This is a genomic window from Acidiferrobacterales bacterium (genome assembly GCA_028820695.1).
In the GTDB taxonomy this organism is placed as follows: Bacteria; Pseudomonadota; Gammaproteobacteria; order Arenicellales; family JAJDZL01; genus JAJDZL01.
The window spans coordinates 222,718-235,878 of sequence record JAPPIB010000050.1 but is presented as its reverse complement, the minus strand read 5'-3'; the positions used below and the strand labels follow the sequence as shown (position 1 = coordinate 235,878).

14 protein-coding genes are annotated in these 13,161 nt (G+C 49.7%); 7 read left to right on the top strand and 7 right to left on the bottom strand.

Annotated elements, in window-relative coordinates:
• Window positions 1–38 precede the first annotated feature (38 nt).
• From OXI60_09310 to ybgF, 7 genes are all read left to right on the top strand, one after another.
• The gene (locus tag OXI60_09310; protein ID MDE0310011.1) at window positions 39–443 is read left to right on the top strand and encodes a YbgC/FadM family acyl-CoA thioesterase; all 405 of its coding nucleotides are present in this window, start codon (window positions 39–41) and stop codon (window positions 441–443) included.
• Window positions 443–1,147, top strand: coding sequence for a protein TolQ (tolQ, locus tag OXI60_09305; GenBank protein ID MDE0310010.1), 705 nt, complete (start codon window positions 443–445; stop codon window positions 1,145–1,147). The genes OXI60_09310 and tolQ overlap by 1 nt, the downstream gene beginning before the upstream one ends.
• 44 nt (window positions 1,148–1,191) lie before the next feature.
• Window positions 1,192–1,584 carry a protein TolR gene (tolR, locus tag OXI60_09300; GenBank protein MDE0310009.1) on the top strand — a complete coding sequence of 131 codons (393 nt, stop codon included), beginning with the start codon at window positions 1,192–1,194 and terminating at the stop codon, window positions 1,582–1,584.
• 5 nt (window positions 1,585–1,589) lie between these two features.
• Window positions 1,590–2,795, top strand: a complete 1,206-nt coding sequence (tolA, locus tag OXI60_09295; protein ID MDE0310008.1) for a cell envelope integrity protein TolA — start codon at window positions 1,590–1,592, stop codon at window positions 2,793–2,795.
• 2 nt (window positions 2,796–2,797) lie between these two features.
• Window positions 2,798–4,096, top strand: coding sequence for a Tol-Pal system beta propeller repeat protein TolB (gene tolB / locus OXI60_09290; GenBank protein ID MDE0310007.1), 1,299 nt, complete (start codon window positions 2,798–2,800; stop codon window positions 4,094–4,096).
• A gap of 35 nt (window positions 4,097–4,131) precedes the next feature.
• The gene (locus tag OXI60_09285) at window positions 4,132–4,680 is read left to right on the top strand and encodes an OmpA family protein (protein ID MDE0310006.1); all 549 of its coding nucleotides are present in this window, start codon (window positions 4,132–4,134) and stop codon (window positions 4,678–4,680) included.
• Between the two features lie 151 nt (window positions 4,681–4,831).
• Complete coding sequence (ybgF, locus tag OXI60_09280; GenBank protein ID MDE0310005.1) at window positions 4,832–5,731, top strand: tol-pal system protein YbgF; 900 nt, start codon at window positions 4,832–4,834, stop codon at window positions 5,729–5,731.
• A 13-nt stretch (window positions 5,732–5,744) separates the two neighbouring features.
• On the opposite strand, the gene OXI60_09275 is transcribed toward ybgF, so the two are convergent.
• From OXI60_09275 to OXI60_09245, 7 genes are all read right to left on the bottom strand, one after another.
• Window positions 5,745–6,455, bottom strand: coding sequence for an ABC transporter ATP-binding protein (locus OXI60_09275; GenBank protein MDE0310004.1), 711 nt, complete (start codon window positions 6,453–6,455; stop codon window positions 5,745–5,747).
• Window positions 6,456–6,457: 2 nt separating this feature from the next.
• Entirely contained in the window at window positions 6,458–7,207 is a 750-nt protein-coding gene (locus OXI60_09270) for an ABC transporter ATP-binding protein (GenBank protein MDE0310003.1), read from the bottom strand.
• Window positions 7,200–8,165, bottom strand: coding sequence for a branched-chain amino acid ABC transporter permease (locus tag OXI60_09265; GenBank protein MDE0310002.1), 966 nt, complete (start codon window positions 8,163–8,165; stop codon window positions 7,200–7,202). Before OXI60_09265 ends, OXI60_09270 begins: the two co-directional genes overlap by 8 nt.
• Window positions 8,166–8,177: 12 nt before the next feature.
• Window positions 8,178–9,101 (bottom strand): branched-chain amino acid ABC transporter permease, encoded by a 924-nt coding sequence (locus OXI60_09260; GenBank protein ID MDE0310001.1) that lies wholly within the window; start codon window positions 9,099–9,101, stop codon window positions 8,178–8,180.
• Window positions 9,102–9,303: 202 nt separating this feature from the next.
• Window positions 9,304–10,479 carry an ABC transporter substrate-binding protein gene (locus tag OXI60_09255; protein ID MDE0310000.1) on the bottom strand — a complete coding sequence of 392 codons (1,176 nt, stop codon included), beginning with the start codon at window positions 10,477–10,479 and terminating at the stop codon, window positions 9,304–9,306.
• Window positions 10,480–10,680: 201 nt separating this feature from the next.
• Window positions 10,681–11,751, bottom strand: a complete 1,071-nt coding sequence (gene queG / locus OXI60_09250; protein ID MDE0309999.1) for a tRNA epoxyqueuosine(34) reductase QueG — start codon at window positions 11,749–11,751, stop codon at window positions 10,681–10,683.
• A gap of 89 nt (window positions 11,752–11,840) precedes the next feature.
• Window positions 11,841–13,040, bottom strand: coding sequence for a CoA transferase (locus OXI60_09245; GenBank protein ID MDE0309998.1), 1,200 nt, complete (start codon window positions 13,038–13,040; stop codon window positions 11,841–11,843).
• Window positions 13,041–13,161: the final 121 nt, after the last annotated feature.

Here is a 13,161-nt window from a genome sequence, read left to right as displayed (position 1 = left end):
AATAAAGTTGATAGTAATTGAGTCGGAACATTGCTTAAATGTCTTGTACGGATTTTGTTTCGAAATTCCGCGTCTATTACGAAGATACAGATGCTGCCGGGGTTGTCTATCACGCAAATTACCTCAAGTTCATGGAACGAGCAAGAACCGAGTGGCTGGCAAGTCTTGGATGCCTGCCTCAACAACCGGCAGATCGATGGGGTGTGATTTTTGCAGTCCGTTCGGTAACCATGGAATTCGTTAAACCCGCCCGATTGGGAAATATCTTGGAAGTAACTGTCACGCCTGAACGCATTCGCGGCGCGAGTATGGACATACTTCAAAAGGTGGTGAACGATCAACAGACGCTGGTGCGCGGGAGTTTTCGAATTGCCTGCATTGATGCCATACGATTCGGGGTCTGCAGAATCCCCACAGATTTGGTAAAAAGGATACAACTTTAATGGAAAATTCAATCGAACTGGTACCAACCGGAACCACGCTTTCCTTCATCGACCTGATCAGCAACGCCAGTTTGCTGGTGCAGTTAGTGATGGCTGTTTTAGTACTTGCATCACTGGTGTCTTGGTCAATGATCTTCTACAAGTGGTTCACACTCAAGTATTGGGTCCAGGCGGCCGATGAATTTGAAGGCAATTTCTGGTCAGTCGGGGACCTCAGCTCACTGTATTATGAGTGGGACGAACGAAGCAAGGATTCGGGGTCCATTGCGGAAGTTTTCATGGAAGGCTATCGGGAACTGAGTCGGCTGTTGACCAGAAGCAATATAGACCGATCCGAAATTGTCGATGGGGTTCAACGCTCGATGCGAGTCGCGTTGAACAGAGCCGAAGACAAGGTCAATTCCAACCTCTCGTTTCTGGCGACCGTCGGATCGACCAGTCCCTACATCGGCCTGTTCGGTACAGTGTGGGGAATCATGAACTCCTTCCGTGCGCTTGGAACCATGCAAACTACGACGATCGCAGCTGTCGCTCCTGGTATCGCCGAAGCGCTGATAGCAACCGCAATGGGGTTGTTCGCAGCGATCCCCGCGGTTATCGCCTACAATCGATTTTCCCACGAGGCAGATCGATTGCTTTCTCGATATGAAACGTTCACTGACGAGTTCTTAAGTATCGTCAACCGACAATACGCAATCAAATAGACGATTCCATGAAGTCAACACGCAGACACAGCAGGCATAAGCAGATGAACGAAATCAATGTCGTTCCATATATTGATGTAATGCTTGTGCTGCTTGTGATTTTCATGGTCACAGCTCCTTTGCTCACAGAGGGTGTGAAGATTGAGCTTCCTCAAGCGACCGCCAAGCCAATTCAATCGGAAGACAGCATTCCGTTCGTTGTTCACGTCAACGTCGACGGCGAGTACTATGTCAATCAAGATAATGAGGATCCCGTAACTTTGCAGGAGTTAAGTGTGAAGGCAGCTGCGGTCCTGAGGTCAAATTCCGCGACTTCCTTTCTCGTACGAGGTGACGCAAATGTCAATTTTGACGCTGTTGTGCAAGCGATGGTGGCCCTTCAAGTCGCCGGTGTTGATGATGTGGGGTTGGTGACCAAGAATCCAAAGCAGCCTTGAATTCAGTGCCCGACGGAACGCAAAAATCATTCGGATTCAAGTCGGTATTGCTGGCTGTATGCGTTCATGCTGCCATTGTCTTGGCTGTAGGTATCAACTTGGTTTTTGAAAATGTTCTGGATACCGGATCCAATTCTGCCGACGTGCAGCCAATACATGCCCGGGCGATTACGGAAGACGCGATCAATGCGGAACTTGAACTGATCAGGCAAAAGGAGGAAGCGGAACAACTCAGGAAACTCGATCAGGAAAAAAAACTTCAACAGACGCTTCGGGAGCAGCAGGAGGCTGAACAGCAACTCGCACTGATTGAATCTCGCCGCGCCGCCGAGGAGGAACGTATTCAGGCTGCTGAACAGGCCCGCCAGGCACAGGAAGATGAAATACGGAAACTGGAGGACGCAAAAAAACAAAAGCGGGAAGATCTGACTGCTATCGAAGAAGAACAATCGCAGATGCAGGCTGAACTAAAGAAACTCGAACAGGAAAAGCAGGAACAGGAACAAGCGGCTGAAGAGCTTCGGAATCAGGAATTGGCGAATCAACAGCAACAGGCTGAAGAACTCGAAACTCTTCGCAAGAAAAAAGCCAGACTCAATGAAGAACTGGAGCGGCTGGAGATTGAGAAACAAGAACGGCTGCAGGCTGAAACCTTGCGTCAGGAGGAAGCTCGTCAGGAAGAAGAAAGAAAACTAGCGGCAAAAAAATTACAAGAGGACGAAAAGCAAAGGCAGGCCGAGATTGAGAGAGAGAAAGCAGAGGAAGCAAAAAGACAGGCAGCTCTCGAACTGAAAGAGAAAGAGCGGTTGGCGACGATTGAAAGGAATCAGCGCGAGCTTGAGGAACAGGCCAGGCTCGACGAGCTGGCGAGAATTCAGGAAGCTCAAAGAAAAACGCTGGAAGAAGAGCGACTCAGACGGAAAGCTTTGTCGGAATTCAGTAAATACATTCCAGCGATTCGCAATAAAGTGGCGCAACAATGGACAATACTGGACGGTTCAGAATTTTTAAGAACGACGGTAATGGTCAAAATCAGCACGTCAGGCGGAGTAGAGTCGGCGACCGTGACGCACTCCAGCGGTTCAAGTGAGTTTGACCGTTCAGTTACAATTGCAATCCTAAAAGCGTCACCCCTCCCCATTCCACCAGATCCGGAGTTCTATAATTTCATTAAAGAGTTTCAGTTTACATTTTCCCATCCATCCAGTTAATCATGCCTAAATTTGCGAGCAAGTTCCTGTTGATGGCAATTGTGCTGATGGCAGGCACACATGCCAATGCTGTCGTTACGATTGAGATCGATGAAGGTGTCAAACGCGGGATTCCCATCGCGATAGTTCCCTTTGGATTGCCCGAAGGCATTGATCAGGAATTTGACCTCGATGAGGTCATCCGCAGCGATCTATCAAGAACCGGCCGCTTCGAAGTGAAAGAACTTGAAAGTTTCCTACAGACTCCCACAATTGTCGAGGATGTGGTTTTCGCCGACTGGCAGCTGATCGGCGTGGATTATTTGGTCATCGGTTCTCTTCAACGAATCGAAGAAGGTATTTTTCGAACCGAAGCCCGGCTGTTCAATGTTTTCAATGAAAAGCTGATTTTTGGCAGCCAATTTCTAATTACTGCCGACAATGATAGGAAAGTGATGCACCACATCGCGAATGAAGTGTATCAAAGGGTAACCGGAGCCAAAAGCTCCTTCAATACCAAAATAGCGTATTCGGTTGCGTCGGTATCTTCGGAAGGAAAGCCAGAACATAAACTCGTCGTTTCTGATTATGACGGTTTCAACGCGACCACTATCCTCAAATCCGAAAATCCCATTCTCTCTCCCAGCTGGTCCCCGAATTCAAATATGATTGCCTATTCGATACTTGACAGGGATCAGTCCAAAATATGGATTCAGGATGTTTCAAGTGGTGATAGACGAGTTGTTGCCAATATCGAAGGACAAAACCGGTCGCCAAGTTGGTCACCTGATGGAAGCAGGCTTGCATTTACAAATTCGATTGAAGGTAACTCCGATATTTTTGTCTATACATTCGCCAGTGGTGAGATAATCCGATTGACATCACACCGTCGAATCGATACAGAACCTGCATGGTCGCCGGACTCCGATTACATTGTCTTTACCTCAAATCGCGGAAAAGGTGCACAAATATACCGAGTTCGGGCAAAAGAAAATCAGACAATTGAACGAATGACGATTTACGGAAAATCGAATTCCCAAGCGAGTTATTCGCCGTCCGGCAAACAACTGATTCTGATCACCGATCAAGGCAAAGGTAACCAGGTCGGAATTCTTGATGTTGAAACCAAGACCGTTTCGGTTGTTTCCTCAACCTCTATTGACGACTCGGCTGTTTTCTCACCGAATGGGGAACTGCTGATGTATATCGTTGAGGGACGTGATCGACATATCGGGATTCTGTCACCGGACGGTGGGGTGCGGTCACGGATCAAGGTTATTGACGGAGCAGTCAAACAGGTTGCTTGGGGTTCGGATAATTAAACCACTATGGGTACAAATTTGGAGTTGATTCAAAAATGAAACGAAATTTAGCTTTCACAGCAATCGCAGTTTTTTCCTTGGCTTTACTTGCAGGTTGCGCGAAGGATGCGGATTCGGTCGGATCCACTTCCGACGCTCCGGGCTCTTCTGATGGCGTTTCCGAAGATGTAGTCGGCGGAATTTCTGATTCCGATGAGGCAGTTGGGTTCAACATTGATGAATCTTCCGAGGCAGACGGTGATCAAGCGGTTGACCCGTTGAGCCAGCGAACGGTTTACTTCAACTATGACGAGTCCATAGTCAGTGAGGAAGCTCAGATCATTATCCAAGCCCATGCTGAAGTGTTGCTGGAAAATTCCGATGCCAACCTGACAATCTTCGGACATGCGGACGAACGGGGAACCCGGGAGTACAATCTTGCACTGGGCGATCAACGCGCCGCCGCGGTCAGTAGTTTCTTTCAGGAATATGGAGTCGACGCTTTAAGAATCTCTGTGTTTTCCTTCGGTGAGGAGCGTCCAGCCGCAATGGGCGCGGACGAATCAGCATGGCGCCTGAATCGACGTGTTGAATTTGACTACTAAGCTGCAGCAACACACTTGGGTACCGTATTCGATCAATTGGATTCTCACTGGAAATTAAGCAAACCTGAATCTTAAAAAGTTTCGTAAAATTAGCATTGAATGAGTTTCTACTATTCCTTTTCACGTCATTGATTCTGTCAAGTGTTTTTTGGTGGTGTCAAAACAAGACAGCGGCATGCGGATAAAGACAGCTAAGAAGACCTTTACCTTGATCACAGTGGCTGTATTGGTTTCCGGCTGTGAGCCGGTTGAGACTTCATCGACGGTAGCGGCAACAGACGTCACTGTCAGTGATGCCCCGGCAAATCAGACCGCAGACTCTGCGTCAGCCCAGATCGTAGCGCAAGTCCAACAACTCAATCAGGAAGTCGGCGGATTGAGGGAGCGGGTCTATATTCTGGAATTCGAACTTGAAAAAGCCCGTGAGCGTCAAAAACAGTTGTACGATGACCTTGACCTGAGACTCCGTAAGTTCGAACGTCTTCAGTCCCGCCCCGCAAACGAAACACAGCAAACTGACGCCGTTTCCAGTACTGAACCAGAGTCAGAAGAGCCCGCGACTTCACCCGAAACGAGCACTGAGATACAGGAAGAATCTGAGGCGCCACAGCCGTCGATTGATATTGATCCTCAACCGCCGCTTACAGACGCCGATCTTCACGCAATGCGTGACGCCTATGATGCAGCTTTCCGAACGCTGAAAGCTGGAGATTTCGAAGATGCGATAACGAAATTCAAGGCATTTATCGAAAGTTATCCCTCCAGCGATCTTGTGGACGATGCCTGGTTTTGGATTGCCGAATCGAGTTACATTACCAAGGAATTTGAGGACGCGATAAAAATCTATCATTACATCGCCAGAGAATTTCCTGACTATCAGCGGGCTCATGAAGCCCTGCTGAAGATCGGGTATATCTACTACGCAGTGGGAAATTACGAAGAAGCGCAGTTATACCTGAATGAGGTTCTCAATCGATTTCCCGCCAGTCGCTCCGCTTTTTCCGCCCAGCGTCGCCTGAACAAGATGAAGCTGGACGGGAATATCCAGTAGATTCTCCCCGCATTCAGGTCTGTCCGAGACCGATATATCGCTGTTGAAGTTCCTCGTCGGAAGCCAGTTGTCCGGAATCTCCATTCCAAACAACATGACCTTTCTCAATAATGTAGTGTCGGTCGCCGATTCTCAACAACGACTCCAGATTCTTGTCGATCAGAAGTATGGACTGACGATTATCCTTGAGCTGAACAATACTGCTCCAAATCTGGTTCCTCAACAATGGAGATAGCCCTTCTGTCGCTTCGTCGAGCAGCAACAATCGAGGATTGGTCATCAACGCCCGGCCAATAGACAGCATCTGTTGCTCACCGCCCGAAATCCGATTACCGGTGATGCGCGCTCGCGCTTCAAGTGCAGGAAACAACGTAAATATCTTTTCGACAGTCCACGGATCATTGAGTTCGTTCTTATTGCTTGCGGTCGCAACCAGATTCTCCACTACATTCAAGTTTGGAAATATTCGTCTGCCCTCAGGCGCGAGTGCCAGCCCAGCCTGCGCGATTCTGAACGCAGGCCAGTTCGTAATCTCCTGATCCTGAAAGATAATCGTGCCATTGCGTGTCTCATTCAAGCCCATGATGGAACGTATGGTTGTGGACTTGCCCATCCCGTTTCTACCAAGCAACGTCACGATCTCCCCTTCATTGACCTCAATACTCATTCCAAAGAGCACCTGCGTAGACCCGTAGTAGGAGTCGATTTTCCGAACGGAGAGCATCGCTAGTCATCGTGTCCCAGATACGCCATCCGAACAAATTCATCATTGCGAACATTATCCGGTGAATCACTCTTGATGAGCTTGCCATAAACCATGACAGATATTCGATCTGCAAGGGCAAATACAGCATCCATGTCATGTTCAATCAGCAAAATGGTGTATTTGTGTTTCAGACTTTTCAGAAATTCGAGGATTGTTGCGGAATCGGACCTCCCCATTCCTGCCAGAGGTTCGTCAAGCACCAGCAACTTGGGCTTCGTTGCCAAGGCGATCGCAATTTCCAGGTGTCGTTGTTCGCCATAAGCCAGATTTCCAGCAATGGTATCCGAGTGACCTCGCAGCCCGACCGACTGAAGTACCTCAACAGCCTTATCCTGAATATCCGCTTCAGACGATACTGGTTTCCAAAATCTGAAGCTGTGTCCGTGGTGCGCCTGAATCGCAAGCGCGACGTTCTCCTGGCACGTAAAGTCCTTCAAGATCGACGTCACCTGAAATGATCGGGCAAGGCCCATAAGTGAACGGGATGGGGCGCTGACGTCATCAATCCGTTTGCCGTCAAACGCAATCTCACCTGAATCACATTTGAGAATCCCGGTAATGAGTGAAATCAGGGTGGTCTTACCTGCACCGTTCGGGCCGATCAGAGCATGAAGCTCTCCACAAGCGATGCCAAGATCAACATTGTCAGCAGCCTTGACTCCGCCGAAATGCTTGTTGAGCTTTCTGGTTACCAGTATGTTGTCAGCCACGGCCGGAACTCCGTCCACTCAGCAATCCGTCTATACCGCGCGGCGACAATAAGACCACGAGAATCAGAAACGGACCGAAAATGATGTGCCAATGCTCCGTGAATCGGGCAAGAACCTCAGAAATCAGCCAGAACACCATTGCCCCTGTCAGCGGACCCATAATGCTTGCCATGCCGCCCAGTACAACCATGAATATCAGTTCACCGGAGCGGGTCCAATGCATCACATCCGGACTGACAAATTTCTCTACGTTTGCACTCAGCACGCCAGCGATCGTGCACATCAGCCCAGCAATCATGAAACACACCAACCTATATCGGAAAGTCGGGTGTCCGATCACTTCCATTCGAAGCTCATTCGATCTCGCTCCGCGTATGACGTATCCGAATCTCGAATGAATGAGACGATAAGAGAAATATAAACAGCCCACCATCACAGCGAATATCAGGTAGTAGCGATGAAATGGATTGTCGAGATTGATGAGATTTGTCCCGAACTCGCTTCGCACATAAATGATCAAACCGTCGTCACTGCCGTACTCCTCAATGCTGATAGACAGATAGTAGATCATCTGCGTAAGTGCCATCGTGATCATAATGAAGTACACACCGCGCGTTCGCAAGCTGATTCCCCCAAATACAAATGAAACGATTGTTGCGACGCCCAGCGCGATGGGAACCTGAATGAAGATGTTGTTGATATCGTAGTATGAACAGATGCCAACCGCGTACGCACCGATTCCCAGATACAACGCGTGACCGAAGCTGATCAGCCCGCCATAGCCAAGAATCAGATTCAGACTGATCGCCGCGATTGCCCAGATCATCAGACGGGCGAAGAGGTTCATATAGTAGGGCTCATCAATGACCGTTGCAACAATCGGTACGAACATGCATGTCCCGACTACAAGGACTCCGGCGACTCCCCGCCGAGTGAATAATGCGTTCGTGTCAAGCATTGCCCTGCGACATCAGTTCGGTTGCTTGCCGAACAATCCAGTGGGTCTGAAGAACAGTATGCCGGCCATGAATATGTAGATCAGCATCGATGAGATTGCCGGTGCGGCAGCTTCGGCCGCATTGATCGGAATGAACAGTGCCAGTATGACATCCAGAAATGAGCGTCCCAACGAATCGATCAATCCAGTTATGAGAGCCGCGATGAAGCTGCCGCGAATTGAGCCGATTCCGCCAATGACAATGACCACAAATGCAACAATTATGATCTGCTCGCCCATACCCGAATTCGCACCCAGAATCGGTGCCATGAGAACTCCGGCCAGGGCACTGAGCGCAGTTCCAAGTCCAAAGACCAAAGTAAACAAAAGACGAATGTTGATCCCAAGCGCATAAACCATTTCCCGGTCCGCGGCACCTGCCCGTATCAACATGCCCAGTCGGGTTCTAGTCACGAGCAACCACATTGCGACCGCCAGCGCGAATCCTGCTCCGATGATCATCAGACGATAAGGCGAATACTCGATTCCAAACGGCAGCGGCACTGTCGAGGACAGATATTCGGGAAATGGCGCAGTCAGTCCATCCAGCGGCCAGACAATCTGAACGAGTTCGTTAAAAAAAAGAATCAGGCCGAACGTTGCCAGCACCTGATCCAGATGATGACGCTGGTACAGGGTTCTCAGCGTCGATATTTCTGTAAGAATTCCGATACCTGCAACGATCGGGACTGCAAGAACAAGTGCGAGCACGAAAGAACCGGTCCATAAAATTATGGTCGCCCCGAAGAACGCACCCAGCATATACATGGAACCATGTGCAAGATTGACAAGATCCATGATGCCAAAGGTCAGAGTCAGACCTGCGGCGAGCAGAAACAGCAACACGCCGAACTGAACACCATTCAGGACTTGTTCAATCAGCAGTGCCCACTCCACTTAAATTACCTGACTGTCTGCGATCATTGATGGTTTTCGGCCTGTGATCTCCCAAGTGATTTCAGATTCTTACAGACCTTACAAGAAACTGCAAGGCTTGATAATCAAGCCTTGCAGTTATCGTTGCATGTTGCGTGCAGATATTCGCGGACCAATGAATTCAGCAACACCAGAATTCCGGACTGGAACATCTTGAGAAAACTTACATTTTGCACTCGCCTGCGTAAACGTCCTGATGCATGGTCAGAACTTTTTCGCGAACTGATGTCGTCCATACGCCATCTTCATCCGCAACCACTTCACGACTATAGAAATTCTGAATCGGGAAGTGATTCGGGCCCATCGTAAACTTTCCTCTGACTGAGTCATAGTCTGCCTTTTCCAGCGCGGCTCTCAATCCGTCGACATTGCTCATGTCTCCGCCGACAGCTTCGACAGCACTCTTGATATACATGATTGCGTCATAACTTTGGGCAGCGTAGAAACTCGGATATTTACCGTACTTCGCCTTGAAGCCATCGACAAATTTCTTGTTGGCGGCATTATCGAGATCAGGTGCCCAGAATTGCGTCATCGTGGTCCCGACAACCCCGTTCATACCAGCATCCTGAAATCTTGGCAAACTGATCGAATCGATAGTAAACACAGTATAAAGATCAACCTTCCCGGCAAGTCCCGATTGTTCATACTGCTTGATGAACGCCGGTCCATGCTTGCCCGGGTAGAAGATAAACACTGCATCCGGATTCGCAGCCTTGACCTTGGAAAGCTCGGATGACCAGTCAATCTGGTCCGGCCACTTGGTCATGTCGGTGCCGACAAATTCGCCCTTGAAAGTTCTCTTGACGCCAGCGACCATATTCTTTCCCGCGGCATAAAGCGGAGCGATAACATACAAGGAATTCACGCCACGCTGATTCAATACCTCACCCATTGCCATAGGTGTCTGGTCATTCTGCCATGAGATGTTGAAAAAGTTCTCGTGACACCCCTTGCCAGCCAACTGTGACGGACCTGCATTGGCACTGATCAGGATCTTTCCTGCATCCAATACTGTGGTTGCAGAAGCAAGCAACACGTGGGACCAGATATATCCAAATACAATGTCCACCTTATCTTGGGAGACCAACCGCTCCGTCGCTTGCTTCCCTTTCTGGGGATTGAACTCATCATCGCCATAGACGACCTCGACATCCACCGGGCCCATCTTGCCGTCGATATGCTCCAGAGCCAGTTCGACAGCGTCTCTCATGTCATTACCTATGACAGCAGCCGGAGTACTGAGCGTCGTAACAAATCCCAGCTTTACCGTTGCTGAATACGCATTGGGCGCAACCAGAAAACTGCTGACCATAATCGCAAATAATATTTTTTTCATTTCCTCTATCCTATATATTCAGACTCTAACGAGCATTCAAAATCATTTCAAACTGTGATTCCCTCGAGGGTGTGTCACCCGCTACGCTAGCAGGCAGACTTGCTCCCGAACCACTCAAACAGCGTCCATTTCCCTATTATTCTACTATTGTTGCGATTCCGCAAATTTTCTCACTGTTGATCGTCAGACAACGCATTGCAACTACGAGATGCACGCCGCATGCCTCTCAAGCGCCCATTTCACGTGTTCCCGTACCAACTCTGAAGCATCGTCTTTTCGGTTTCGCAGTGATTTGATGATTTCAGGTGTCGACTGCGCGTTGCCGAGTGCAACCGCTATGTTTCTGAGCCAATGCTCGTAGCCGACACGGCGTATGGCGGATCCCTCCGTTTTCTGCAGGAACTCCTCTTCCGTCCAACTGAATACGGCGCACAATGTTGTTGAGTCCAATTGATTTCTCACTTCAAATCCAGGTTCATCTGAATCGCAGGAAAATCGATTCCATGGACACACCACCTGACAATCATCACATCCAAATATCCTGTTGCCTATCTGATGTCTGAGCTCCAGTGGAATCGCTCCCTTATATTCTATTGTCAGATAGGAAATGCACCGCCGGGCGTCAACGACATACGGTTCTACTATCGCATCTGTCGGGCACACGGTAATGCAAGCCGTACAGGAGCCGCAGTGGTCTGCTTCCGGCAAGTCGACAGGCAACGGTAAATCAGTGTAGAGTTCTCCCAGAAAAAACCACGACCCGGCGCGTCGATTGAGAAGGTTCGAGTGCTTGCCGATCCAGCCGAGTCCTGCTTTCTGTGCAATGGGCTTTTCCATGACCGGCGCACTGTCGGCAAATGCCCGATAGCTGAACTGCCCGACTTCATCACGGATCTGCCGGGCGAGTTTCTCAAGCCGTTTACGCATCAGTTTGTGGTAGTCACGTCCTGTTGCGTAGCGAGAGACAAATGCCATCACCGAATCATCCAGGACTTCGCGAATGGCCTTCGATCTCGGCGGGAAGTAGTCCAGCCGAACGGAAATGATTCGAACAGTTCCATCGATCAGGTCTCCCGGTCTGGTTCTTCTCGATCCATGCTTCGCCATGTAATGCAGTTCACCATGCATGCCCCGGTTCAGCCAGTCATTGAGTTGGTTCTCAGCCTGAAACAGGTCAGTGTCTGTAATTCCAACCTGTTGAAAACCGAGTTCCTGTCCCCAGCTCTTGATTCTGGCGGCCAATTCATGCAGATCGGAGTCGGTCAGTGACATTTTCGATTACCAAAGTCCATCAGGCCAATTGACAGGGGCATGTTCAAGGAATTAATTCCGAAGATTCCGCAGTCCCGCAATGCGGAAGGTCATGCGTCTTCATTGTTGACGTAACCGATTTCCTCAAGGATCTCATCGTAGTGCTCATTGAGCAAAGGTGGGCGTCTGCGTATAGGCAGATTGCGGTCTGAGATCATCACCGGATGGGCAAATGTCCTGGTTGGCCTCGAGTTGGGAAGTTCCAGTGGCTGTATCCATCCCTGATCCAATACCTGAGGGTCCTGCAAAGCCTCGCCATAACTATTGATCGGAGCAGACGGTACGCCAGCATCCCTGAAGCGTTTGTACCATAAATCGGCGGAGCCGGACGAGAACTGACTCTCAAGGACTTCGGTCAAGGCGGATTGATTTTCCGCCCGTTTTGCTGTGGTCGTGAATCTCGGATCGTTGACCAGGTCAGGCCGATCGATGACACTGCATACTGTTTCATACAGTTTCTGATTGCCCGCGGCCAGGACGAAATAACCGTCGGAGGCTTTGAATGCCTGATACGGCGCGTTTCGAGGATGGCGTGAATCCAATCGTTTGGGGTTGTTTCCAGTTCCAAAATACTCGCTCACCTGCAGTGGCGCGATGCCCAGACTGCAACCCAGCATAGAAGCGTCGATATGAACCCCTTTGCCCGTCGAACGCCGCTCGAACAATGCTGAGGTGATATGGAAAGCAGCATAGAGCCCGGTGGCAAAATCACTCAGCGGAACGCCGCACTTGACCGGTGGTCTGCCCTCTTCGCCGGTAACACTCATGATGCCGGATATGCCCTGCATGGTGACATCAAATGCACCTTCCTGTGACCGCGGCCCGGTTTGGCCAAAAGCCGAGATTGAACAGTAAATCAATGAGGAATTCAGCTGCGCAATCGATGAGTATCCAAGTCCAAGCCGATCCATCACACCGGGTCGGTTATTCTCCACCAAGACATCTGCCTTGGCAATGAGTTGCAACGCGACTTCCAAGTGCTCTTCTGACTTCAGGTTCAGCGCGATCGAGCGTTTGTTTCGGTTTACCGACGAGAAATTCTCACTGAAGCCATCCGTCACGGGAGGCCATTGCCGCATCGCATCACCGGATGGCGGTTCGACTTTGACGACATCAGCTCCCATGTCGCTCAGCAACATTCCACAAAAGGGACCGGCCGCAATCTGACAGAACTCCAACACCCTAATCCCAGATAGGGCGAGTTCGACTCCATTGTCAGAGTAGGCGCGGCTATTGGATGCAGAAGACATTTTCGGAACTCGATCGATTCAACCTGAAGCAGTCACCATTATGAAGCACGAGCGCAAGAATGTCCCCAAATTGCGTACTGATCACCTTGACACTTCCAGCAAAACTACACCGGCAATTAAT

Coding starts and splice junctions, on each gene's coding strand:
- tolR (MDE0310009.1), top strand. CDS start 1,192: ATGAACGAAATCAATGTCGTTCCATATATTGATGTAATGCTTGTGCTG.
- OXI60_09310 (MDE0310011.1), top strand. CDS start 39: ATGTCTTGTACGGATTTTGTTTCGAAATTCCGCGTCTATTACGAAGAT.
- OXI60_09255 (MDE0310000.1), bottom strand. CDS start 10,479: ATGAAAAAAATATTATTTGCGATTATGGTCAGCAGTTTTCTGGTTGCG.
- queG (MDE0309999.1), bottom strand. CDS start 11,751: ATGTCACTGACCGACTCCGATCTGCATGAATTGGCCGCCAGAATCAAG.
- OXI60_09245 (MDE0309998.1), bottom strand. CDS start 13,040: ATGTCTTCTGCATCCAATAGCCGCGCCTACTCTGACAATGGAGTCGAA.
- OXI60_09265 (MDE0310002.1), bottom strand. CDS start 8,165: ATGCTTGACACGAACGCATTATTCACTCGGCGGGGAGTCGCCGGAGTC.
- OXI60_09285 (MDE0310006.1), top strand. CDS start 4,132: ATGAAACGAAATTTAGCTTTCACAGCAATCGCAGTTTTTTCCTTGGCT.
- OXI60_09275 (MDE0310004.1), bottom strand. CDS start 6,455: ATGCTCTCCGTTCGGAAAATCGACTCCTACTACGGGTCTACGCAGGTG.
- tolQ (MDE0310010.1), top strand. CDS start 443: ATGGAAAATTCAATCGAACTGGTACCAACCGGAACCACGCTTTCCTTC.
- tolB (MDE0310007.1), top strand. CDS start 2,798: ATGCCTAAATTTGCGAGCAAGTTCCTGTTGATGGCAATTGTGCTGATG.